Here is a 23,490-nt window from a genome sequence, read left to right on the forward strand (position 1 = left end):
TGGCACGACAATCACGTTCGAGTTTCGAATGAACAGGATCCAAAACGCAAGCACAATAAGCATTTCGGCCGATTCGGACTATTCCGACTGATTTGAGAATTCGGTTCGCATCGAACACACATTCGAATAGAATGGATGCATGTTCAACCCGACAACAGAGCTCTTCGGTATCTCAGCACAGCTGACCGGTACCGAAACTGATTGTGCGCTGGTTGATCTCATGACCGATCTGCATGCATGCGAGGCGATGCTGGTCGAACGCAAGCTCGCTGTGATTGCCGAGTTCTTTTCGCGGCGAAGCTCGGAGCATGTCGCCAGAGGTGCGTGGTCGTCGACCGCACACGAGTTGGCTGAATCGGAAGTCGGTGCGTCACTGACGATGGGTCGCGCGGCTGCCGGCAAGCTGATCGGGTTGGGGTTCTCGTTAAAGACTCGTCTGCATCGCACTCGAGCGGCGATGGCGCGTGGCGAGTTGGATCTGTACCGAGTTGGTTTGATCGATTCCGCGACCGCGAACGTGAAAGACGAATTGATCGACGAGGTGGAACGACTACTGCTCGAGCAGGTTCTCGCCCCACCAGTAGCAGGCGGAACGGGCTTGACGGGAAGACGACTGACAGCGGCGATCGATCGGATCGTGGCGATGGTGGACCCGGAAGGTATGCGAGAACGCCGACGCCGTGCTCTCACCGATCGGTTCGTCGGAGTCAGCGCTGCCGAGGACGGGATGGCAAAGATCTTGGGAAGCGTTCCGGCAGAGCAGGCCCGGGCATTCGACGGCCGACTACGCGAGTTGGCAGTGTCGGTATGCCGAAACGACTCACGAACGTACGAGCAGCGACGAGCCGACGCGCTCTTCGAGTTGACCAACGGATCACAATTCTTGCCGTGCAACTGTGGCCGAGATGATTGCCCGCAGGATCGTAGCGGTGGTGTTGTCGTTCGTCGGCCCGTGGTTCACGTCGTGATGACTGATTCCACTCTGCACGGTGGCGGTGAGCCCGCCCACCTCGACGGGTACGGGGTGATCAGCGCTGAGCATGCTCGCGATATCGCCCGTGACGCCGTAATTCGAAACCTCCGAGCACCTGCTGATGACGTCGTAGAGCCGGTGCCTGCTTCGGCGCGCGTCTACCGGCCGGGCGCCGTACTCGATACCTGGTTACGGATCATTGCGGGCAGCTGCCAATGGCTGCATTGTGATGTCCCGGCCTGGAATTCCGATCTGGACCACAATGAACCGTTCCATCATGGCGACCCCGAACGCGGCGGTAAAACGATCGCGTCGAATATGAGTGCGTTCTGCCGCAACCATCATCGCCTCAAGCATTCCGACCGGTGGCGGTTCACGTCGAACGAGGATCGGACCATGTCGCTGACGTCGCCGACCGGGCATTGTTACCGAACGCGACCCGCAGGATTGATGGCTGGATCGCACGAACCGACACCGCCCCAGGGCGGTCGAAATCGGCGGACCCAGGCGGAGAACAAAGCTGCCCGTATCCAGAGTGAACGCAATCGCCAGCGCCGACGGATACAGAAACGAGCAGAGAAATACGTTCAATGTAGGCAGTGGAAATCACCGCCGGCTCACCGAGAACCCATCGATTTCGGAGACGACCCGCCACCGTTCTGAGATACCGAGCGGTGTCGAGGCGCGCCGACGTGTCGCAGGGTCAGTCTGACGTCGGCTTGGTGCCGTCTTCTGGTGCCGGATCGTCGTCGGCAAGCGGATCTATGGTGTCGACACCTTCGAGGACGGTCAGCTCTTCTTCCGCCTCGGCGAGGAGCCCTTTGGCTTCAGCTTCGACCTTCTTCACCCAATCGGACATCCCGAGCCTCTTCTCTTCCGAAGCGAGTTCCCGCTGTAACTGAATTCAGACTACGTCGCCGGCGACGAATTTCGCCGTCCCCTCGGGTCAGTACTCATGACCGAGTAGTCATGATTCACGACGGACGGAGCACGCATGCCCGGACAGTTGGAAGGCAAAACCGCACTGATCACCGGGGCCGCCCGAGGTCAGGGCAGGAGCCACGCCGTGCGATTGGCGCAGGAGGGCGCGAACATCATTGCGCTCGACATCTGCCGTCAGATCGAATCGGTGGCCTACCCGATGGGAACCGCCGACGATTTGCGGCAGACAACAGCAGCGGTCGAGAACCTGGGACGAAGTATCGTCGCGCGAGAAGTGGATGTTCGCGATCTGTCCGCACTGCGAACTGCGGTATCCGAAGGAATTGCGGAGCTGGGCAGCGTCGACATCGTCCTGGCCAACGCCGGTATCGGCATGATGTCCCCGGATATCGACGATGCTCGCGCCTTCCGCGACCAGATGGAGGTCAATCTATTCGGCGTCTGGAATACCGTCCAGGCCGCAGCGCCCGCGATGATCGAACAAGGTACAGGTGGCGCAATAGTCCTTACCGGATCAACTCTGGGACTTGTCGGTCGTGGAGGTGACGGCACCGGCGGATCCGACGGCTACTGCGCGAGTAAACACGCCATCGTGGGGCTTGGGCGCACGTGGTCGCACTGGCTTGCTCCCCACAATATTCGTGTCAACTCCGTGCACCCGACTGGCGCGAATACACCGATGGTCGTCAACGACGCGGTCGCGAAGCTGTTTGCGGACTCCCCGACATCGAGCGGAGCCGACGTGGGCAACCTCTTGAACGTCGAATTGATCGAAGCTGCCGACGTCAGCAACGCGATAGCCTGGCTGGTTTCGGATCAGGCTCGATACGTCACAGGTATCGCGTTGCCGGTCGACGCCGGGTTCACGGCCAAATAGACGCCGGATACACCGGCTGCGTCGCCGTCGATCAGTCGACGGTCGGCGCCCACTGCACGCCGTTGATGTGCCCACCACCGTCGACGAAGAGGGTGTTGCCGGTGACGTAACGGCTGTCGTCACTTGCCAGGAAGGCCGCAACGGGGCCGATGTCGTCGAGGGGATCGCCGATCCGCCCCATCGGGTTCTGTGCGGCCATCACTGCCACGTTCTCCGGATTGGCTTCGGCGACTCGCTTGTACGCCGCACTCTGCGCACCGGGACAGATGACGTTGCAGTTCACCTGCTTGGGAGCCCACTCGCGGGCAGCAGTGCGAGTCAGGGTTCGCAATGCTTCCTTCGCCGCGTTGTACTGCACCGAGTACATGTGAGCATTCACGCCGTTGAGGCTGCACATGTTGATCACGCGGCCCGTGCCGTGACGCTCCAGTTCCGGCAGGGCAGCCTGCATCGCCCAGAATGCCGCCATCACTGCCATGTCGAAACCGCCGCGCAACTGCTCGTCGGTCATCTTCTCGAGCCGAGCGAAACCGAAAGTCCGCCAAGCATTGTTGACCAGGATGTCGAGGCGTCCGAACCGCTCGACGGACTTGTCGACCATGGCAACAACCTGAGCTTTGTCAGTGACGTCGGTCCGGACGAATTCCGCCTCCGCGCCCCATTCGTCCCGCAACCACTGGGTGGTTTCGAGGCCCGCTGCCTCGTCGATCTCGGCAACCAACACCGACGCGCCTTCACGCGCGAACGCGCCCGCCACTCCGCGCCCGATGCCCATACCGGCACCGGTGACCACTGCTACACGTCCGTCGAGCTTGCCCACTGGGCCCTCCTTCGTCAGAACCCCTGTGCGCCTTTTTGGTAGTTCCCACTACCAAAAAGGCGCACGGGGGCGAAGCCCCTACCTGGGGCGCGGCACGGTCTTGTCGATGAACAGTCCCTCTACCGACACACACAATTCGCCGTCCGCAGTTTTGATCTCACCGACGGTGTGAATCTTGCGGCCGTCCTTGGACAGGAATTTGCCGCTGATCGTGAGGGGCTCGAACAGCGGAGTCGGGCGATGGTACCGAGTGCTCAATTGTGCTGTCATGCCGGAAGTTCCACCCCAGGCGTTCGCGACGCCGAGAACGTGATCGAGCAGCAGCGCCGAAACACCGCCGTGCACATGGCCGGGAGGGCCCTGGTACGGCAGCGTCAACGTGACCACTCCCTGCACCGACCCGTCAGCGAGCCCTTCCAGAACGAGCGGCGGCGCAATGGCGTTCTCGGGGCCGGTCACGGGGTCGTGACGAGTCACGCCCTCACCGTTCCACATGTCGATCAAGCGCTCGGCCACCTCGGGTGAGTGCTGCTCGAGGTGCTCGGCAATGCTGTTGAGCTCCTCCGCAACCCGGTCCAGATTGGCGTTTCCGCGGTCGGTGCGCAGCATCGCGTCGACAACGCGACGCGCTGCTGCCGTGGCCCGGTCGACCGGGGCGTCCTGCGGCGGCGACGTCAGAATCGTGCCGCCCGGATGTGTCGCTGCTGTGGGGTGCGAACCGAGGTCCATCAGTTGATCTCCATTGTTGCGTGCGTGAGAACCGGGGAGTTCTCGCGTTCGGGGCACGTCGCCGCCAACGTCAGTGTGTTGCCGTCCTGCCATACCGAGGTGGTGATGGATTCGCCGGGGAAGAGCGAACCGGCAAACCGCACCGAGTAGTTCTTCACCCGCGTCGGATCTCCGTCGAGAATCCCGTCTACCACGGCCTTGCAGACGATGCCGTACGACGCGAGGCCGTGCAGAATCGGTGCATCGAAGCCCGCCATCTTCGCGAAGGAGGGATCAGCGTGCAGCGGGTTCATGTCTCCACTGAGTCGGTACACCAGCGCCTGTGAGGGACTCGTGCTCGACGTCAGTACCTTGTCGGGCGCTCGATCAGGCACCCCGGCAACAACTTCGGGTCCGGCGTTGCCGCCGAATCCACCTTCGCCGCGCGCCCAGATCTGCATTCCGGTGGTCCATAACGGATTCCCGTCCAGGTCCTCGGCCGCCGTCTCGAGAACGATCACAGCTGCCTTACCCTTGTCCCAGACATCGGCGACCCGAGAGGAAATACGGGCAGCACCCGTCGACGGGATGGGCGCGTGAAGTGCCAGCGACTGCCCACCGTGCAGGATCTTTCGCAGATCGATGTCGATTCCCGGCATACTCATCAACGGTGCGGGCAGTACACCCGCCGAAACTCCCTGGCCTGCAACCATTGCAAACGTCGGGAGTACCTTCAGCCCCTTTTCGTACACCCAGGTCAGTTCGGCGGGATCGAGAGCATTCGCCCCTGCCCCGAGTCCCAATTGGTAGAGCATGACGTCGCGATCGGTCCACGACGCCTCGCGCACAGTCGGTTCGGCGGCCAACGCCACCTCGAGATCGATAGCCATCAGTTCTCCAAAGTTCCGGCTCGGTAGACCGTCACGACGCACGCGCCGCCCAGTCCGAGGTTGTGTTGCAAGCCAATACGAGCGCCTTCGACCTGCCGCGCATCCGCGGTCCCGCGGAGCTGCCACGTGAGTTCGGCGCACTGCGCCAAGCCCGTCGCGCCCAGCGGGTGTCCCTTCGAGATCAAACCACCCGACGGGTTAACGACCCACTGGCCGCCGTACGTGGTCGCGCCGGATTCGACGAGCTTTCCGCCTTCTCCGACCGCGCACATCCCCAGGCCCTCGTAGGTGATGATCTCGTTGATCGCGAAGCAGTCGTGCAGTTCGATGACGTCGACGTCATCGATGGTGATCCCGGCCTGCGCAAAGACCTGCTCTGCCGCAGCTGCCGTCATCGGCGCGCCGACCACGTCGATCATCGACTTCTCGGCGAACGCTGCCTCGGTGTCAGTGGTCAACGCCTGTGCGACGATTTCGATCGCCCGGTCTTCGAGGCCGTGCTCACGCACGAACTTCTCGCTCACGACGATCGCGGCTCCGGCGCCGTCCGAGGTCGGCGAGCACTGCGAGCGTGTCAGCGGCTCGTGAATCATCTTGTCGCCGAGTACCTGTTCGAGGGTGTACTCGTCACGGAACTGTGCGTACGGATTGTTCACCGAATGCTTGTGATTCTTGACCGCCACCGCTGCGATCTGCTCGACCGTGGTGCCGTACGTCTTCATGTGCTCGACGGCAGCGTTACCGAACAGCTGAGCTGTCATCGGCGATCGGGCGAACCCGTAATCCTCGACCATGATCTTCAGCTGAGAGTCCAAGGTCGTGACCTTGGGCATCTCACCGTTACCGGTCAACGCCGTTTTGGTCATCTTCTCGAAGCCGACGGCCAAGGCGCACTCGGCTTGTCCGGCCTGGACCCACTCGCGCGCCATCATCAGCGCCGTCGAGCCGGTCGCGCAGTTGTTGTTGACGTTGAAGATCGGAATGCCGGTCAGACCGGTCTCGTAGAGAGCTCGCTGTCCTGCTGTCGACGCGTTGAACACGTAACCGACCGCAGCACGCTGAATCTGGCCGTAGCCGATCCCGGCATCGGTCAGGGCATTCGAGACGGCTTCGGTCACCATGTCCGGGTATTCCCAGTCGCGGGTCTCGATCTTCTCGAACTTGGTCATGCCGACGCCGATGACGAAGGTGCGATTGCTCATGTGCAGGTCACTTTCCCGGTTCAGGGTCGCGAGGCAGACCCAGGATTCGCTCACCGATGATGTTGAGCTGAACATTGGTTGTACCACCCGCGATGGACATGCACTGCGAGTTCAAGAACATCTGGGTTGCAGACATCCGATGCTGTTCGCCCAGAAGTGAACTCGGTCCGGCCCACTCCATTGCCACGTCCCAGACCTGCTGGATGTGCTCGACACCGATCAGCTTCGCCACCGAGGATTCGGCACCCGGCTGCGCGCCGGTGAGCGAGCGCAGCGTGGTGCGCAGACCGAGCAGACCACCGGATTGCGCGTCGCACAGCACCTTTCCGAGCACGGTCAGCTGCTCGTCGTCGATGCCACCGGGCAGTCCGTCGACCAGGCTCAGAAGAGCCTCGCCACCCGATCCGAGCGACGAGTCGTTGGACAGCGAGACACGCTCGTTGGCCAGCGTGGTGCGAGCGAGCTTCCAGCCGTCGCCTGGCTCGCCGACCAGGCACTCGTCGGGAACGAAGACGTCGTCGAAAAAGACTTCGTTGAACAGTGCTTCACCGGTGATCTCGCGCAGCGGACGAATGTCGAGGCCACTGTTCTTGATGTCGATGAGGAAGTAGGACAGGCCCTTGTGCTTGGGTGCGTCGGCGTCGGTGCGCGCGAGGCAGATTCCCCAGTGCGCGTCGCGTGCCATCGACGTCCACACCTTCTGGCCCTGCAACTTCCAGCCACCATCAACCTTGGTGGCCTTGGTGCTCAGCGCCGCGAGGTCGGAACCTGCGCCGGGCTCGGAGAAGAGCTGGCACCAGACGATGTCGCCGCGCAGTGACGGCGGGACGAACTTGGCAAGTTGCTCTTCGTTGCCGTGCGCGATGAGCGTCGGGATGACCCAGTTGCCGATGATCATGTCGTGCGGCTTGATCATCGCAGCGCGTAGCTCTTCGGCGATGACCAGCTGGCTGACGGCATCGGCGGATTTACCCCACGGAGCCGTGAAGTGCGGTGCGGTGTAGCCCTTTTCCGCGAGATACGTTTTCTGGGCGGCGCCTTCGAGTTCGAGTGCAGGAGCGAGCTCGGCTCGGACGTCGGCTCGGATCGCCTCGGCCTCGGGCGGCAGCTCGACGCTGAGCACGCGACGGGTTCCGGCAATGGTCAGCTCGGCAACGCGACGACGCCAGGATGCCGTGGAACCCAGCAGAATTCGCAGGGACTGCGCGCGGCGCAGGTACAGGTGCGCGTCGTGCTCCCACGTGTAGCCGATTCCGCCGAGCACCTGGATGCAGTCACGCGTGACGGAGAAGCCAGCCTCGAGGACCGTGGCTCCGGCGACGGCTGCTGCGAGAGAAGCCTCTTCGGCACCGACGCCGTTGGCGGGAGTCAGCGCACGCGCAGCGTCCCAAGCGCAGACGCGTGCCTGTTCGGCAAGCGCGAGCATACGTGCAGCCTTGTGCTTGACACCCTGGAACTGGCCGATCGGGCGACCGAACTGCTGACGCACCTTCGCGTAGTCGGCCGACGTCGTGACTGCCCAGTCGGCCAAGCCTGATGCCTCGGCCGCGAACAGTGTTGCGGCAATGTCCAGTACACGCTGGGTATCGATGGCGAGGATCTCGGAATCGGTGAGCACCAAACCGTCGACGGTGACCTCGGAGTTACGACGCACGACGTCGTAGCTGGCCAAGTCCGTGACCTCGAGGCGGTCACGTCCGAGCAGAACGAATCCGCTGTCCGTCGCGAGGAGGAACAGGTCAGCGACATGGCCGCCGAGAATAAGGCTGGACGTTCCGCTGAGGGTGGTGTTGTCGCCGTCGCGGGTGATCTTCAGCGAACCCGGCTGTAGTGCAACAGCTCCGAGCGTGCTGCCATCCACGAGCGTCGGCAGTCTGTCCGTTTCTCCGGCATCGCTGAGAACAGCGCTGACCACTACCGTCGGCAGGAACGGTCCGGGAACCATCGAGCGTCCAAGTTCCTCGACGACGATGGCGAGTTCGACCAATCCGTATCCTGCGCCGCCGAATTCCTCGGCTACGTGTAGTCCGAGAAGCCCCTGCTCGGCAAGCCCGTTCCAGAGTTGGGGGCGAGTTTCGACCTTCGCCTCGACGGCTTCACGGACGACGGTGGGTGTTGCGTGACGCGCCGCCCAGCCCCGTACGGAGTCGCGGAGGTCACGATCTTCTTCACTCAATCCAATAGTCATGTCTACCTCGTCAATTCGACAGTGTCAGTACGGGTCAGATGCGTTCGATAATGGTGGCGGTCGAGAGAGCGCCACCGGCGCACATCGTGACCAGAGCCGTCGACTTGTTCGAGCGCTCGAGTTCGTGCAGCGCAGTGGTGATCAGACGAGCGCCCGTGGAACCGACGGGATGCCCGAGCGCGATCGCACCACCGTTGACGTTGACCTTGGACAAGTCTGCGCCGTGAACCTGCGCCCAGGAGAGCACGACCGAGGCAAAGGCTTCGTTGATTTCGACGAGATCGATGTCGTCCAAGGTCATTTTGGCCTTGTCGAGCACCATCTGGGTGGACTCGATCGGCCCGTCCAGGTGATAGAAGGGATCGGATCCGACCATGCCGGACGCGACGATCCGCGCGCGGGGCTTCAATCCCAGTTCCTGTGCGCGCTCTTCGCTCATCAGCAGTACCGCAGCCGCGCCATCACTGATCTGCGACGAGTTGCCGGCGGTGTGGATATGGCCTTCGATGACCGGCTTGAGCCCAGCCAGCGCTTCTGCCGTCGTCTCACGCAGTCCCCCGTCGCGAGTGACAGTGGCGATCTCACCGGTAGGCACGCCTTCCTTGTCCACCACGGGAGCCTTGACGGGCACGATCTCGCGGTCGAAGCGTCCTTCTGCCCAAGCCTTAGCTGCGCGGCGCTGCGATTCCAGACCGAACGCGTCGACGTCGGCGCGCGTGATCCCACGCTTCTCGGCAATTCGCTGCGCGGAGGTGAACTGGTCACCCATGTCGATGGTCCAGTCGTCCGGGTACGGGTTTCCCGTTCCCGGTGCGTTTGCCTGACCCAGGAACACACGGCTCATAGCCTCGACGCCGCAGCCGATACCGGCCGAGATCTGACCAGACGAAATCAGGCCGGAAATCAAATGCACTGCCTGCTGGGCGGATCCACAGGCGCAGTCGATAGTGGTTGCCGCGGTGCTGTACGGCAATCCGGCGTGCAGCCACGCCTGCCGCGTGACGTTGTTGGACTGCTCACCTGCCTGGGTGACACAGCCGCCGATGATCTGTCCGATGTCTTCCGGTGCGACGCCTGCCCGTTCGAGAACGCCGAGCTGCGCTGCTCCCAGAATCTCGGCGGGGTGCAGTCCCGCCAGGGCGCCGCGACGACGGCCGATCGGTGTCCGAGCGGCCTCGACGATGACTGCATGACCCATGATGTTCGCTCCTTCGTGGAGTTTTCGGTCGGTGAGCTGGCTCACCGTCTAATTTTCTGTAATTTATTCTATTAATGATGTCAGGGCAATGTCCGGATTGACATCAACTCTCAACTGATGCGGATTCAAAAATAGAATTGATTTCAATTTTGCGAACATGACGAACCCACCCCAGAGAGGGGCGAAGTCACGTCAGTGCCGTGAGAGATTCACCAGAAGCAGGTCGCATCCCTTGCGGATGTCGTACTCCGCATCGGGGATGGAGATTCGACCGTTGAGGCACGATTGGATGACCCCGAACCACAACTGCATCAGCAGACGCAACCCGGTGTTGTCTTCCTCGGTGGGGTTCTCGATCCCGGCCGCATCGAGAATGATCTGCCGGAAGCCGCGATCGATCTTTCCCACGTCCGGCACCGTCGCGACGTTGGCGGTACTGGACGACTGCAGCATCGCAGTCGAGAGAGCCGGCCGACGCAGTAACCCGCGAGTCGCGCGAACCAATACCTCGTACACCGCATCCTGCGGATTGTCCGACTGAACCTGATGCCTGACAAAGCTGGCACCGATCTGGTCGATCTGCTCGACCATCACAGCGACGAAGAGGTGCGTCTTCGAGGGGAAATAGCGATAAAGAGTGCCGATGGCCACGCCCGCCCGCTTGGCGACCTCGTGCATCTGTACCCGTGAGAGTTCCTTCTCGGTCCCCAATTCGGCTGCCGCTTCCAGCATCCGCACATGGCGCGCCCGCTGCTCGTCCGAACTGGGCTCTGCAGCGTCCCTGACCTCGGCAATTCTCGGCAACGTCGCCCCCATCATCGATTCTGTGTCCCGGTCGCGAACGACCTCGCCAATTCTCTCATCTCGACCACCCATCTCGGCATATTGCCCGCTCAGTGGGACCTGGCATGGCCTTCTCTCCCCGTGCGGTATTCCGTGGACACCCCACCCTCTTGGAGTTAGGACGCAATGATGCAGGACTGGACCACCGAGTGCGACGTGTTGGTAGTCGGCTCCGGCGGCGGCGCGCTGACCGGCGCATACACCGCGGCAGCTCGAGGATTGACGACGATCGTCCTCGAGAAAACCGATCGCTTCGGCGGAACTTCCGCGTACTCGGGCGCATCCATCTGGCTGCCGGGAACCCAAGTACAGGAACGTGCGGGACTCCCCGACTCGACGGAGAACGCACGCACCTATCTGCGCGCATTGCTCGGCGACGCCGAGTCCGAGCGCCAGGATGCCTATGTCGAGACCGCTCCCGATGTCGTCGCACTACTCGAGCAGAACCCGCACATCGAATTCGAGTTCCGTGCGTTCCCCGACTACTACAAGGCCGAAGGCCGGATGGACACGGGACGCTCCATCAACCCTCTCGATCTCGATCCCGCCGACATCGGTGACCTCGCCGGCAAGGTGCGTCCGGAACTCGACCAAGACCGCACCGGTCAGGATCATGCTCCCGGCCCGATGATCGGTGGGCGCGCACTGATCGGCCGACTGCTGGCCGCAGTCCAGAGCACCGGTAACGCAGAACTTCGTACCGAATCCATCCTCACCTCCCTGATCGTGGAAGACGGTCGGGTTGTCGGCGCCGAGGTCGAATCCGGCGGCGAAACCCAGCGAATCAAGGCGAACCGCGGTGTGCTGATGGCAGCGGGCGGCATCGAAGGCAACGCCGAGATGCGTGAGCAGGCCGGCACCCCCGGCAAAGCGATCTGGAGTATGGGTCCCTTCGGCGCCAACACCGGTGACGCGATCTCCGCCGGAATTGCTGTCGGTGGCGCAACCGCTTTGCTCGATCAGGCGTGGTTCTGCCCCGGCGTCGAGCAGCCGGACGGCAGCGCCGCATTCATGGTCGGCGTTCGCGGCGGACTCGTCGTCGACAACGCGGGCGAGCGTTACCTCAACGAGTCTCTCCCGTACGACCAGTTCGGCCGGGCCATGGATGCGCACGACGACAACGGTTCTGCAGTGCCGTCGTTCATGATCTTCGACTCGCGCGAGGGTGGCGGACTGCCTGCCATCTGCATCCCGAACACGGCGCCCGCCAAGCACCTCGAGGCCGGAACCTGGGTCGCCGCCGACACTCTCGAAGAACTCGCCGCCAAGACCGGACTGCCGGCCGACGCATTGCGCAGCACTGTCGAAAAGTTCAACGACGCCGCAAAGCTGGGAGTCGACGAAGAGTTCCATCGCGGCGAAGACCCGTACGACGCATTCTTCTGCCCACCCAACGGCGGCGCGAATGCGGCACTGACGGCGATCGAGAACGGTCCGTTCTACGCGGCCCGCATCGTCCTCAGTGACCTCGGCACCAAGGGCGGATTGGTCACCGACGTCAACGGTCGAGTCCTGCGTGCCGACGGCAGCGCCATCGACGGCCTGTACGCCGCCGGCAACACGAGCGCGTCACTGAGCGGCCGCTTCTACCCCGGTCCTGGCGTTCCGCTCGGCACGGCCATGGTCTTCTCGTACCGAGCAGCCCAGGACATGGCGAAGTAACCAGCACAACGAGGACGTGGGGCAGGCAATGTCAGAATCACCTGCCCCACACTCTTTCGCACGGCGACGCGATTTTGTATCACTCCAGGTCGATACCGGGCAACCCGTCCACACTCTTCGCGTTCTTCTCGGCGCGATAGGCGATGAGCCGCTCCGGCCCCCTCTTCTCCGCTACGCGGTCGAGCACGTCACGATCGGATTGGTAGTCCATCAGCGGTACTGCGTATCCGCACGAATCCGAAATGCGCGTCAGATCGACCACGACGATCGACCGCAGCCCCGGGTGCTCAGGGAACCTACCGACAAGCTCGTTGAACGGTTCCGACCCTGCAAGCAGAACGTGTCCGTGACCGTGCAGTCGTACGATCTTCGGTGGTCCGTCAAACGCCATGAACATCAGTGTTATTCGGGAGTTCTCGCGCACGTGCGCGATGGTTTCCACACCGCTGCCGGTGAGGTCGAGGTACGCCACCCGGTTGGATGTCAGCACCACAAACGATCCGACTCCCCCTTTGGGTGAGCAATTGACCAACCCGTCAGCAGACAACGGTGCGGTGGCAACGACGAACAGCGGTTGAGCCTGCAACCACGTGGTGAGCTTTTCATCGATGCCTTCGTAGACGCGCCCCATGTCGAGAGTGTAGTTCGCGCCGACTGGACGTCACGGGGCAGACGCTGCGGCGGCTCGAATCTCCTCACACATCGCTGCGAAGACGCGGTCGTCGGCGGGATTCGCCGGCACCGCCAGTGCAATGCCGTCGCAGAGACTCGCGTATTTCGAACTCAGCACCTCGGGGAGTTCGGCGTAGGTGCATTGCGTGACCAGCCTGTCGAGAACATCGTCGGTGAGGACGGCAGGTAGTCGAGCCCAATCACCTGCCCGCGCCATCACTGTCAGTTCTTCCCCGACCTCGGATAATCCGAGGACCTCCAGCGCGACTCGGTACGCCGGAGTGGAGTAGAGAAAGGCAAGTTCACTGCGCACCGCTTCTCGTTGAGCAAGTATCGCGGCAGGATCTTTGCCGGTGATCATCTTCGGAACGGCAATCAGTCGCGGCTTCCTTCCGCCCGCCGTCAACGATGGAATGATCCTCTCCGCGAGCACCTTCGGATGGGAGCTGGTGGGGTGAGAAACAAAACCGTCGGCGACGGCTCCCGCCAGTGAGCACATACGCGAGTTCACTCCCCCGGTCCAGATCTCCGGAGCCGGAACATCGAGCGGCCCCGGATTGAAGTAGGGCTGCAGCCGGTCGAAGGTGTAGTGCGTTCCGACATGGTCGAGTTCACCGCCCTCCTGAAAAACTCGGAAGATCTCGCGTACAGCGCTGACGTAATCACGCAGTTGCGCAACAGGATCCGTCCACGGCATCGAGTACCGCCCAACGATGTTCCCACGCACCTGCGTCGCAAGCCCCAATTGAAATCGTCCACCCGAGAAACCCGCAAGATCCCAGGCAGCCAAAGCCGTCACCATGGGACTGCGCGCAAACGCGACAACCATCGACGTCCGGACAGTGAGAGTACTGCTGTGCTCGACGGCCAGGGCCGCCACCGCAAACGGATCACGAATGGTTTCGGAGATGTGCACCGTGTCGAAACCAAGGTTCTCGATGCGTCGGACGTGCTGAGCTACCTGCCGCAGCGGAGTGTCGGCAGGTAGCGAGGTCACCAATTCCATATCAGCTCAAAGGCTCCAGGCGAATCGACAGCAGCTTTCCTTCGGTAGCCACCTTGCGAGCGTGTTCATTGAAATCCGGGGCGGCACAAACGAACAGGGTACGACCGTCGGAACCGCCGAGTCCGCAAGCGAAGACACCGCTGTCGAAGGCAATTTCGTCGACTATCTCCCCGCTGACGCCCACATGAAGAACACGGCTTCCGAGGGCATCGGCCACCCACATCGAATCGTCTCCGTCGATACAACACCCGTCCGCCGCAACGACGATCTGAGCGAGGGTGGTCTCCATCTCGGGTCCACCAGGCACCGGCCCGAACGACGCCCAGTCGCGGCGTTCACCCAGAGAGCCGTCGGACTGGACGGCAAACGCACTGATTCGATTTCCCAGCGTTTCGTCCACGAGCAGATCTCCGGTCGACGTCAGAGCCATTCCGTTGGGGAAGTGGAGATCTCGCGCGACGACGTGCACCGATCCGTCGGGGTCGACGCGGAGTAGATCTGCCGTCTCGACGGGGGCCAGGTTCATCAGATCGAACCCGAAGTTGCCCACGTACGCTCGTCCCTGTGCGTCGACCAGCATGTCGTTGACGTTGGCACTGACGTACCCGGACAAGTCTGCGTGCACCACCAACTCGCCATCGGATTCTCGCCGCAGAATCTTCTGGTCCCGCATGGAGACGACCAGTAATCTGCCGTCCGGAAGCCACCCCAGCCCGGACGGCTGCCCTGGAACCTCCGCCTCGACGCGTATGTCTGTCCCGTCCTCGCAGGCCGAAATCACCTGGTAGGTGTAGAAGTCCGATACCCAGATCCGGTTCTCGTGCCAGCGCGGGCATTCGAAGTAGGTGTATCCCTCGAGAACTACCGCAACTTCTGGTGCCATCAGGCTCTCCTGCGTCGGTGACGAATGGACTATCAGCCCCATTCAATCACCGGCACCGCTGTCGCGGTGTCCGATTCCCGACTAGTCGCCGGCGCGAACTTCGTCCAACACGTCGAAAGCGGATTCCCATCCGTCGTACGCATTCCCGTCACCCTTGAATCCCGGAATTCCTACCAGGTGGAAGGTCATTTCGGTCTTGTCACCCCGTTCTGCGAGCGTGACCGTTATCCGAGGTGCGGCATCCACTGGATCACTCGGATTTCCCCAGGTGAAGACCAGCCTCTTCGGCTCGTCGACCTCGAGATAGGTTCCGCCGGTGGGGTACTCGGCTCCGTTCTCGTCGTTGATCATCAGGTAGCGGTACGTTCCGCCAACCCGGGGGTCGATCGTGACGTACTCCCGAGGACTGCTGACACCCTTCGGATGCCACCAGCGCGCCGCCTCGTCGGGGTCGGTCCACGCCTGCCAGACAAGGTCGCGCGGCGCATCGAAGATCCGGGTGATGGTGAATTCTGCAGTGGCATCGACGTTCTGGTCACTCATTGTCCTTCTCCTTCTTCGGTCGAGGTTGCTTCAGCTCACGTAGACGCTCGTCGAGGAGGTCGAAGCGTTCGTTCCAGCCTCGCCGGTGTTCGTCGACCCAGGCGCTGGCGTCGTCGAGACCCTCTGCGCGAAGGGTGCACGTGCGCCATTGCGCGGTGGCGGTTCGTTCGATGAGACCGGCTCGCTCGAGCACCTTCAGATGCTGAGAGATGGCGGGTCGACTCATTTCGAACGGCTCGGCCAACTCACCGACGGTCATCGAACCATCAGTGAGGCGAGAGAGCATTTCACGCCTCGTCGGGTCGGCCAATGCGCTGAACACTGCATCGAGTCGGCCACTTCGCTCGTCCATGTAAGCAACTCCTTAATTAAGGAATAGCTTAAACATAGGACTCGACATCTTGCGCGTCAACCCTTTCAGCTCCAGGTATATCGAAGCCGCTCGACGGTTGTCGCCTCGTCCATCTGGGAGAAAGTCTCGCGCTCAACTCCCTTCACTGACACCATCGCTTCGATGATCGACTCCCCGAAGATTTCCTTCGCCACCGAGGAGGAGTTGAACTTCTGCACTATCTCGCGCAGATCGGTGGGGACTCGGGTCACCCCGCGCTCATCACGTTCCGCCTCCGTGAGAGTCGACGGGTTCACCACAATTTCCGGCGGCAATGGCGAGGCATTGCCGATACCGATATGCGAAAGGCCAAGTATCGCAGCGGTCGCCAGATACGGGTTGGCCGATGGATCGACGATTTTCACTTCGGCGTTGGCGCCGTGTGGATTCGACGGTGACTCTGCGCAGAACCTCAGTGCCGCTTCCCGGTTCTCGAGCCCCCAACAGACGTAGGCCCCCGACCAATTGTCCGGTCGCAGCCTGACCCCGGAGAGCGGTGAGGACGCAAAGATGGCCGTGAATTCCGCGAGGTGAGAGAGGATTCCACCCAAAGCTGACGATCCTTTGTCGGTCATCCCGTACTCCTGCCCGCCACCGGAGAAGACGGGCCGCCCACCTGAGTTCAACGAAAAGTGCTGGTGTGCACCGTTCCCTGCACCTCCGACCGTAGGTATCGGTGAAAACGAGGCCGCCAATCCGTGGGCTCTGGCAGTGCGGCTGATCAAGATCCGGGCCAGTATCACCAGGTCGGCCGCCTGAACAGGAGTTGCCGGAGCGATGGAGATCTCGAATTGATCCGGTCCGTACTCTGCATGCACTTGCTCGATATGAAGTTGTGCGCGTTCGGCATTGCGCAGAAGGTCCTTGAGGAAGTCCTCGCGGAGCAGGACTGCACCTAACCCGTACGCCGACCACGCTCCGTTGCACGCATCACCGAAAAGAGTGAACTCGATCTCGTGACCCACCCGAGCTTCCAGTCCGTCGGCGGCAAGCCGCGCCACGACGGCAGTGAGTGCGGACCGAGTACACACGGCAGCCGTCGCACCGTCTTGCTCGTGCAACGTCGCCGGCGCCCACGACACGCCCCCGCCGAGATCACGGAGGTCGGAGCGGTCGATACGCAACCGGAGATCACCCACGACGGAAAAGGAATCGGTGAAGGCAATCCGATCGTCGCTACAGAAGACGTTCCAGCTCGGTGAGACTCCCGCACCGGCTTTCTCGAAGACACCGGTTCGGCCGGCCGGCATCACCTTCGCGCGCGCGACACCCGCCATGTCGACGATCGAGCCGATGGTCAGAGCCGGTACTTCCCTCATCCAAAGGCAAATACCCCACCCGGTGACGCGCCAACCCGTCAGATCAGGTTGTCCTCCACCGGCAGTCCGAACGCCGCCCGGCCGTAGAGCGCCAACGCGCGCTCGGGTTCGTTGGCAACGTGAACGCTGCCCGCATGAACGTCACGCCACGCACGCTCGATCGGGTTTCCGCGAGAGAGGGAGTTCCCTCCTGCCGTCTTGAAAAGCATGTCGATCGCTTCCACCGAGCGTTCCGTCGCACGAACCTGATCACGACGCGCACGCAGCCTCATCGAGAGTGGGAGCTCCTGACCGGCCACAGCAAGTTCGTACATCTCCCGGATATTGCGATCCATCTGCAGAATCGCAGCATCGATCTCCGACGACGCACGTGCGACGGCGACCTGAGCGAACTGATCCTCGCTGAACCGTCCACCACCCAAACTCAGACGGACGCGCTCACGCATCACGTCCAGGTACCCCTCGTAACAACCGGCGACGATGCCCACACACGGAGCGGCAACCGTCGAGGTGAAGATGCTCCCGAACGGAAGTTTGTACAGCGGGCCAGGATTGACCGCTTGGCCAGGCCCACGCAGTTGTGCGGTCTCGTAGTTGCGCTTCAATCGGTGCTCGGGAACGAAGGCCTTCTCGACCACGATCTCGTTGCTCGCGGTGCCCCGCATACCCACGACATCCCACACGTCACGGATTTCGTAATCGGTGCGCGGCACCAACACCGTCATGAAATCGACGGGACGACCATCCATGCCGACCACCATCGCTCCCAGCAACGCCCAACTCGCGTGGTCGCAACCGGAGGAGAAACCCCACTGGCCCGATAGCTCGTAGCCTCCGTCCACCGCCGTCAGTCGACCGACCGGCGCATAGGCGGACGAAATGAGCGTCGTCTGATCCTCTCCCCACACGTCGGCCTGCGCTCGGTCGTCGAAAAGTGCAAGATGCCACGGGTGCACCCCCACCACCGACGCGACCCAACCGGTCGAGCCGCAGGCAGCCGAGATGGCCCTGACCACTTCGTAGAACTGAACCGGGTCGCTCTCGGCACCTCCGTATCTTTTCGGCGCCAGCATGGAGAAGACGCCGGCTTCGGACAGCTCCCGGATGGTCCGTTCGGAGATCTTGCGCGAATCGTCGACCTTCTGAGCGCGGGCCGCGATCTTCGGAAGCAGATCACGGACTGAACTCAGAACCTTGTTGACCATGGGAGACACTCCTCGCACCGAACCGTGAGGGAGCGGATCGGCAGATAGACATAACGGCTGCCCCGTCACGATATGTCGGTCACGCGTTCCGGTGATCGGAAGTCCCGGAGGCCGGGATCAGCCGCCGGATCCTCGCGCTCGCCGCTGGTCCCGGCCAGTGAGACGAGACCCCAGAGGCAATTCACGCTCCCCTAGCGTCGGGCGTCGACACTGCCCCTGGAAAGGACGGGACTCATCGTGACGATCACTCAGTCCGACAACGACGAGGTTCGCGAGATCCAAGCTGGAACCGCGCCTACACGCTTTGCGCGTGGATGGCACTGCATTGGACTCACGGAGTCCTTCAAGGACGGCCAGCCGCACTCCATCGAGGCGTTCGGCACCAAACTGGTCGTCTTCGCCGACAGTGAAGGCAACGTCAAGATCCTCGACGCGTACTGCCGTCACATGGGTGGCGACTTGAGCCAGGGCACCATCAAGGGCGACGCCATTGCCTGTCCGTTCCACGATTGGCGCTGGGGCGGCAACGGCAAGTGCCAGAAGATTCCGTACGCACGCCGCGTCCCCCCGCTGGCCAAGACGCGCGCCTGGCAAACCCTCGACCAGGACGGCATGCTCTTCGTCTGGCACGACCCCGAGGGCAACCCGCCGACCGACGACGTGGCTATCCCCCGCATCGAAGGCGCGCTCAGCGACGAGTGGAGCGACTGGGTCTGGTACACCACGACCGTCGACACCAACTGTCGTGAAATCGTCGACAACATCGTCGACATGGCGCACTTCTTCTACGTGCACTACTCCTTCCCGACGTACTTCAAGAACGTCTTCGAAGGCCACGCCGCAACGCAGTACATGCGCGGCGTCGCTCGCTCCGATATGCGTCCCCACGCAGCAGGCACCCCGAAGATGGTCGGCAGCAACTCGGTTGCGACATACTTCGGCCCCTCCTTCATGGTCGACGACCTGACCTACGAGTACGAGGACTACAACGTCGACTCTGTACTCATCAACTGCCACTACCCGGTCAGCGCTGACAAGTTCGTGCTCCAGTACGGCATCATCGTCAAGAAGTCCGATCGCTTCCAGGGTGAAGCCGCCGACGCGATGGCCGCGAACTTCGGTACGTTCATCGCCAAGGGCTTCGAGCAGGACGTCGAGATCTGGAAGAACAAGACTCGCATCGAGAACCCGCTCCTGTGCGAAGAAGACGGCCCGGTCTACCAGCTCCGTCGCTGGTACGAACAGTTCTACGTCGATGTCGCGGACATCGCTCCCGAGATGACCGAGCGCTTCGAATTCGAACTCGACACCGCGCGACCCGTCGCAGCCTGGCAGAAGGAAGTCGAAGACAACCTCGCTGCAAAGAAGGCAGACGAAGATGCAGCCTCTTCAGTGCGCTGAGTGCAAGGCTCAGGTCCTGGTCCAGAAGAACAGTTGGGAACACACCACCGTTCAGTGGAGTGACCAGGCCCGCGCCCAGTGCCTCGAAATCGCCGACGACCGTGAATTCGGGCAGCGAGAGGGACGACCCGGTGCCCCTCGCAAGCAGTGCGGCGCCTTGATCGCGTCCATCGTGAACGCTGCAACAGCGGGCGAACTCGAGATCCTCAACGACGAGCCGGTGCCTCAGCCGATCGTCGACGACAGCGAACCCGTACCGACTCCGTTTCACTAGTCAAGCCAACATCTTTCGAAGAAGGTAGTAATGATCGATCCTCAGTACTACGGCCCGTGGGCAGTCATCGCCGGCGGTTCAGAAGGTGTCGGCGCAGGGTTCGCCGACGAGCTCAGCAAGATCGGCATCAACCTCGTTCTCATCGCCCGCAAGCCGGGCCCGCTCGAGGAGACCGCGGCCAAGGCACGCGCCAACGGCGTCGAAGTACGCACTCTCGCATTGGATCTGCTCGTTCCGGACGCGCTCGATCAGATCAAGGCTGTCACCGACGACGTCGAGGTTGGTCTCCTCATTTTCAACGCCGGCGCCAACAGCTACGGCCACGAGTTCGTCACCGGAGATCTGACGGGATTTGCCGGAGTCATCGAGCTGAACATCAACAAGCAGCTCGAACTCTCGCACCACTTCGGCGGATTGATGAAGGATCGCGGACGCGGCGGCATCATGCTGCTCGGTTCGCTGGCCGGATTCATGGGCTCCGAGCACCAGAGCATCTACGCGGCGTCCAAGGCATTCGGGCGCATCTTCGCCGAAAGCCTGTGGCTCGAACTCCAGCCGTACGGCGTTCACGTCGTCGAGTTCATTCTCGGTGTCACTCGCACACCCGCTATGATTCGCGCGGGACTGAACTTCGACATCCCGGGCATGAACGTCGCAGAGCCCGAAGATGTTGCACGTGAAGGTCTCGAACACCTTGCCGACGGCCCGATCTGGGTGGCTGCAGGAAACTACGAAGGCGCCAAGAAGCGCAGTGGCTTCCCCCGAGACAAGATGGTCAAGGGTGCTGCCGAAGCGATGCGCAAGCTGCTCAACCGCTGACATCTGCTGTGCGCCTTTATTAACCCCCCGACGTTAAGAAAGGCGCACAGCATGAGCATCGACATCACCACTCTTCTCGACGAACGCGAGATCACCCGCTCCATCTTCGAGTTCGCCCGAGCTATGGATGCGCGAGCGTGGGATGAACTCCACCGGATCATGACGCCGGACGCTACGGCAGAATTGGGCACCGGAACTCTGCGCGGACCCGCCGAGGTAGTGGCGTCCATCCGCTCGTTCCTCGACGAGTGCGGTCCCACCCAACATCTGATCGGTAACGTGCTGGTCGAGGTGGTCGGCGATCTCGCCACCAGCTGCTCCTATGTCAGCGACATGCATGTGGGCACCGGGAGCAAGGCTCACCTGAACTTCTTCACCCTCGGCGACTACCACGACTCATGGGCGCGGATCGACGGAAAGTGGCGAATGACGCACCGCACCAAGCATTCACACGCCAGTCAGGGATCCATCGAGGTTCTGGGCGCCGGCCCCAGCGGTTGGCGGAGCTGATTCAGCTCAACATCGACGAACGGCCGGTCGCGAGCGGACTCTTGCTGGTGAGTCCGCCGTCGACCACCAGGGTCTGCCCCGTCATGTAGCGAGATTCGTCCGAAGCCAGGTAGACCATGGCATGCGCGATGTCTTCGGGTTCGCCGAGGTAAGGCAGGGCGTTTGCCTGCTTCATACCGTCGATGACATCAGCGGGGATGTTGTCCACGAGAGCGGGTGTCATGATCGCGCCCGGCGCTACGGCATTGCACCGAACACCGTTTGCTCCGTACTGGACTGCGATGTACTGCGTCAGACGAATGACTGCCGCTTTGGCGGATCCGTAGGCAGACTGCAGGGAATCCCCGATCAATCCACCTACCGAGGCCGTGTTGACGATCGATCCTCCACCGGCACTGTTCATGTGCGGAATGGCAAGTCGTGAAGCGACGACAGTGCTGCGGACGTTGAGCGACATCACGCGATCCCACTCGTCCAAGTCCATCCGGAGCAGGTCGAGATCCTTGCGCGGGTTACTACCGCCCACGTGATTACACAGGACGTTGATGCCGCCGAATTCGGCGACCGCCTTTTCGATCATCGCTGCCAGAGAGTCCTCGCTCATGACATCGACGCCGAAACCCAGTGCATTGCCACCGGTCTCGCGAATCGCCACCGCCGCTTCCTCTGCACGCGCAGGATCGAGGTCGGCGACCAACACCTTGGCGCCCTCTGCCGCCATGAGTTGTGCTGCTGCACGCCCGATTCCACTGGCGGCGCCTGTGATCACTACACTCTTGCTTTCGAGCCTGTTCATATCTGTTCCTTTCGCGGAGAATCGCCGTACCCGGATCCCACGTGCCCGGAGTTGACAGCTCGGCGATTGCCCGATCACTACCAGTCAACGCAGGATCGACAGCCTCGTCCAACTTTCTTGAATGAACTCACAAGTACGTGACCACGGCCCGCGCACCTGCTACACCGCCGAAATCGAGTGGCGACGGAAGACCTCACTGTGCTGAAGTGGCACTATGCAGAATTCTGTTCGACCGCTGTCCATCGACGACCTCGACCGTGCCGCCGAGGTTCTCGGCGAGGCGTTTGCCGACTACCCCTGGACGAACTGGTGCGTCGCCGAAGACTCCCACGTGGAACGCGTCGCGACTCTGCAACGGATCTACCTCGAACACCTGGCACTACCGTTCGGGCGTTCCTACATAGACGATTCCGGCAACGGCGTCATCGCAGTCCTGCCGCCGGACGCTCCAGAGCCTGATGAAGCGACCGTCGAGAAGATCGTCGAACTGCACGGAGATCGGTTCGAGCGCGTTCTTCAGGCTGACGAACAACTGTCTGCGCTTCCCGTCCCCGACAACGCGTGGTCGTTGGCAACGATCGGTACGACGCCGCGCTCACGCGGAACCGGATTGGGTTCTGCGCTACTGAAACATGCTTTGGCGGAACTGGATCGAACCGAACAGAATTGCTGGCTCGATACGTCGACCGAACGAAATCTACCGCTGTACCAACGGTTCGGTTTCACGATCGTCGGCCAGACCTCGCTCCCCGACGGACCGGACGTATGGCGGATGCATCGACTTCAGGGCTGATTGTTCGACTTCAGCACTCGCCGAATCATTTTCGACAACGACGCGTATTGGGTGATCGTGTTGACGGCGATCCACCTCGAGACCGGCCACGTCCGGGTCCACGAGAAAACCCCGACCGACAGCAGTTGATCGTCGTCAAGGGTCTCGATGTAGTTGCGCAATATCGCAACAGCAGCTCCCAAGCGGTCACGAAGCTCCTGAGCCGGAATGTCGATGCTCGCGTCGACAACCGACTGGTTCAGTGCGGGTGTTTGCGTCCACTTGTAACCCGCCGCCGGCGTCTGCGGAGCCTCGTCTCGCAGCCCGGCACCTATCCACTCTGCGACGGCCTCTGCCCACCAGACACGCACAGCGAGTACGTCGTGCACCGTCCACGCGTCGACGGCAACGGCGTCGAACGCATCGGCCTCGGCGACGCCGTCGAGTAACGCTTCGAGTTTCGAATACGCCGAGTCCAGCTCGCTCACCAGTTCTTCGCGTGACCAGGTCTGCGCCACAATGCCTCCGAACGATCAGTGGAGAAGAAAGAAGCGGGACCATCTCGACTCGATGGCCCCGCCTCCAACTTTAACGTC

Annotated in this window: 25 protein-coding genes; 8 read left to right on the forward strand and 17 right to left on the reverse strand. The window is 62.1% G+C overall.

The features are described 5' to 3' along the window. Positions 1-139 precede the first annotated feature (139 nt). Positions 140-1,636, forward strand: coding sequence for a DUF222 domain-containing protein (locus RHP72_RS24530; RefSeq protein ID WP_311093939.1), 1,497 nt, complete (start codon positions 140-142; stop codon positions 1,634-1,636). A 40-nt stretch (positions 1,637-1,676) separates the two neighbouring features. Here RHP72_RS24530 and RHP72_RS24535 read toward each other — a convergent pair whose 3' ends face one another. Continuing rightward, positions 1,677-1,832 (reverse strand): hypothetical protein, encoded by a 156-nt coding sequence (locus RHP72_RS24535; protein WP_003940615.1) that lies wholly within the window; start codon positions 1,830-1,832, stop codon positions 1,677-1,679. Positions 1,833-1,967: 135 nt separating this feature from the next. Here RHP72_RS24535 and RHP72_RS24540 point away from each other — a divergent pair, with 135 nt between their 5' ends. Then, positions 1,968-2,792, forward strand: coding sequence for a mycofactocin-coupled SDR family oxidoreductase (locus tag RHP72_RS24540; protein WP_003940537.1), 825 nt, complete (start codon positions 1,968-1,970; stop codon positions 2,790-2,792). Positions 2,793-2,823: 31 nt separating this feature from the next. On the opposite strand, the gene RHP72_RS24545 is transcribed toward RHP72_RS24540, so the two are convergent. The 7 genes from RHP72_RS24545 to RHP72_RS24575 all read right to left on the reverse strand — a co-directional run bounded on the left by RHP72_RS24545 (position 2,824) and on the right by RHP72_RS24575 (position 10,617). Then, positions 2,824-3,612 carry an SDR family NAD(P)-dependent oxidoreductase gene (locus RHP72_RS24545; RefSeq protein WP_007732675.1) on the reverse strand — a complete coding sequence of 263 codons (789 nt, stop codon included), beginning with the start codon at positions 3,610-3,612 and terminating at the stop codon, positions 2,824-2,826. 78 nt (positions 3,613-3,690) lie between these two features. Then, on the reverse strand, positions 3,691-4,341 hold the full coding sequence (locus RHP72_RS24550) for a PaaI family thioesterase (RefSeq protein ID WP_003940283.1): 651 nt from the start codon (positions 4,339-4,341) through the stop codon (positions 3,691-3,693). Continuing rightward, on the reverse strand, positions 4,341-5,210 hold the full coding sequence (locus RHP72_RS24555; RefSeq protein WP_311093940.1) for a MaoC/PaaZ C-terminal domain-containing protein: 870 nt from the start codon (positions 5,208-5,210) through the stop codon (positions 4,341-4,343). Before RHP72_RS24555 ends, RHP72_RS24550 begins: the two co-directional genes overlap by 1 nt. Next, positions 5,210-6,412 (reverse strand): lipid-transfer protein, encoded by a 1,203-nt coding sequence (locus tag RHP72_RS24560; RefSeq protein WP_063315774.1) that lies wholly within the window; start codon positions 6,410-6,412, stop codon positions 5,210-5,212. The genes RHP72_RS24555 and RHP72_RS24560 overlap by 1 nt, the downstream gene beginning before the upstream one ends. A 7-nt stretch (positions 6,413-6,419) precedes the next feature. After that, positions 6,420-8,600 carry an acyl-CoA dehydrogenase gene (locus RHP72_RS24565; protein ID WP_311093941.1) on the reverse strand — a complete coding sequence of 727 codons (2,181 nt, stop codon included), beginning with the start codon at positions 8,598-8,600 and terminating at the stop codon, positions 6,420-6,422. Positions 8,601-8,634: 34 nt separating this feature from the next. After that, complete coding sequence (locus RHP72_RS24570; protein ID WP_064688117.1) at positions 8,635-9,798, reverse strand: steroid 3-ketoacyl-CoA thiolase; 1,164 nt, start codon at positions 9,796-9,798, stop codon at positions 8,635-8,637. Between the two features lie 192 nt (positions 9,799-9,990). After that, a complete protein-coding gene (locus RHP72_RS24575) occupies positions 9,991-10,617 on the reverse strand; it encodes a TetR family transcriptional regulator (RefSeq protein WP_030536987.1) in 627 nt (208 codons plus the stop codon). A 153-nt stretch (positions 10,618-10,770) separates the two neighbouring features. Here RHP72_RS24575 and RHP72_RS24580 point away from each other — a divergent pair, with 153 nt between their 5' ends. Continuing rightward, positions 10,771-12,303 (forward strand): FAD-dependent oxidoreductase, encoded by a 1,533-nt coding sequence (locus RHP72_RS24580; protein WP_037128865.1) that lies wholly within the window; start codon positions 10,771-10,773, stop codon positions 12,301-12,303. Positions 12,304-12,382: 79 nt separating this feature from the next. Here RHP72_RS24580 and RHP72_RS24585 read toward each other — a convergent pair whose 3' ends face one another. The 7 genes from RHP72_RS24585 to hsaA form a co-directional block, all read right to left on the reverse strand. Then, a complete protein-coding gene (locus RHP72_RS24585; protein ID WP_007732686.1) occupies positions 12,383-12,934 on the reverse strand; it encodes a pyridoxamine 5'-phosphate oxidase family protein in 552 nt (183 codons plus the stop codon). A 30-nt stretch (positions 12,935-12,964) separates the two neighbouring features. Next, on the reverse strand, positions 12,965-13,981 hold the full coding sequence (locus tag RHP72_RS24590) for a TIGR03617 family F420-dependent LLM class oxidoreductase (protein ID WP_311093942.1): 1,017 nt from the start codon (positions 13,979-13,981) through the stop codon (positions 12,965-12,967). Position 13,982: 1 nt separating this feature from the next. Then, entirely contained in the window at positions 13,983-14,864 is an 882-nt protein-coding gene (locus RHP72_RS24595) for an SMP-30/gluconolactonase/LRE family protein (protein ID WP_075834416.1), read from the reverse strand. A gap of 81 nt (positions 14,865-14,945) precedes the next feature. Next, positions 14,946-15,407: an SRPBCC domain-containing protein gene (locus RHP72_RS24600; protein WP_007732694.1), complete on the reverse strand. Its 462-nt coding sequence runs from the start codon at positions 15,405-15,407 to the stop codon at positions 14,946-14,948. Beyond that, on the reverse strand, positions 15,400-15,759 hold the full coding sequence (locus tag RHP72_RS24605) for a helix-turn-helix transcriptional regulator (protein WP_007732695.1): 360 nt from the start codon (positions 15,757-15,759) through the stop codon (positions 15,400-15,402). Before RHP72_RS24605 ends, RHP72_RS24600 begins: the two co-directional genes overlap by 8 nt. Positions 15,760-15,824: 65 nt before the next feature. Continuing rightward, complete coding sequence (locus RHP72_RS24610) at positions 15,825-17,117, reverse strand: glutamine synthetase family protein (RefSeq protein ID WP_007732696.1); 1,293 nt, start codon at positions 17,115-17,117, stop codon at positions 15,825-15,827. A gap of 38 nt (positions 17,118-17,155) precedes the next feature. Next, positions 17,156-18,322 (reverse strand): 3-hydroxy-9,10-secoandrosta-1,3,5(10)-triene-9,17-dione monooxygenase oxygenase subunit, encoded by a 1,167-nt coding sequence (gene hsaA / locus RHP72_RS24615; RefSeq protein ID WP_003940567.1) that lies wholly within the window; start codon positions 18,320-18,322, stop codon positions 17,156-17,158. 237 nt (positions 18,323-18,559) lie between these two features. On the opposite strand from hsaA, the gene RHP72_RS24620 reads away from it, so the two are divergent. Genes RHP72_RS24620 through RHP72_RS24635 form a run of 4 tightly spaced genes read left to right on the forward strand, consistent with a single transcriptional unit; the run spans position 18,560 to position 21,326 of the window. After that, positions 18,560-19,723: a Rieske 2Fe-2S domain-containing protein gene (locus RHP72_RS24620; RefSeq protein WP_003940257.1), complete on the forward strand. Its 1,164-nt coding sequence runs from the start codon at positions 18,560-18,562 to the stop codon at positions 19,721-19,723. Then, positions 19,701-19,997, forward strand: coding sequence for a hypothetical protein (locus RHP72_RS24625; RefSeq protein WP_003940353.1), 297 nt, complete (start codon positions 19,701-19,703; stop codon positions 19,995-19,997). The genes RHP72_RS24620 and RHP72_RS24625 overlap by 23 nt, the downstream gene beginning before the upstream one ends. 30 nt (positions 19,998-20,027) lie before the next feature. Beyond that, positions 20,028-20,816 (forward strand): SDR family oxidoreductase, encoded by a 789-nt coding sequence (locus tag RHP72_RS24630; RefSeq protein WP_020909164.1) that lies wholly within the window; start codon positions 20,028-20,030, stop codon positions 20,814-20,816. A gap of 51 nt (positions 20,817-20,867) precedes the next feature. Next, on the forward strand, positions 20,868-21,326 hold the full coding sequence (locus RHP72_RS24635; RefSeq protein WP_161121085.1) for a nuclear transport factor 2 family protein: 459 nt from the start codon (positions 20,868-20,870) through the stop codon (positions 21,324-21,326). A gap of 1 nt (position 21,327) precedes the next feature. Here RHP72_RS24635 and RHP72_RS24640 read toward each other — a convergent pair whose 3' ends face one another. Further along, the gene (locus RHP72_RS24640; RefSeq protein WP_149357914.1) at positions 21,328-22,122 is read right to left on the reverse strand and encodes an SDR family NAD(P)-dependent oxidoreductase; all 795 of its coding nucleotides are present in this window, start codon (positions 22,120-22,122) and stop codon (positions 21,328-21,330) included. A gap of 214 nt (positions 22,123-22,336) precedes the next feature. Between RHP72_RS24640 and RHP72_RS24645 the strand changes: the two genes are divergently transcribed. Beyond that, positions 22,337-22,915, forward strand: a complete 579-nt coding sequence (locus RHP72_RS24645; protein WP_030536976.1) for a GNAT family N-acetyltransferase — start codon at positions 22,337-22,339, stop codon at positions 22,913-22,915. On the opposite strand, the gene RHP72_RS24650 is transcribed toward RHP72_RS24645, so the two are convergent. Next, positions 22,906-23,412 (reverse strand): ClbS/DfsB family four-helix bundle protein, encoded by a 507-nt coding sequence (locus tag RHP72_RS24650; RefSeq protein ID WP_050656853.1) that lies wholly within the window; start codon positions 23,410-23,412, stop codon positions 22,906-22,908. The two genes, RHP72_RS24645 and RHP72_RS24650, sit on opposite strands and share 10 nt — an antisense overlap. Positions 23,413-23,490 lie beyond the last annotated feature (78 nt).

Source organism: Rhodococcus sp. SG20037, assembly GCF_031763325.1.
Classification (GTDB): Bacteria; Actinomycetota; Actinomycetes; order Mycobacteriales; family Mycobacteriaceae; genus Rhodococcus_F; species Rhodococcus_F qingshengii.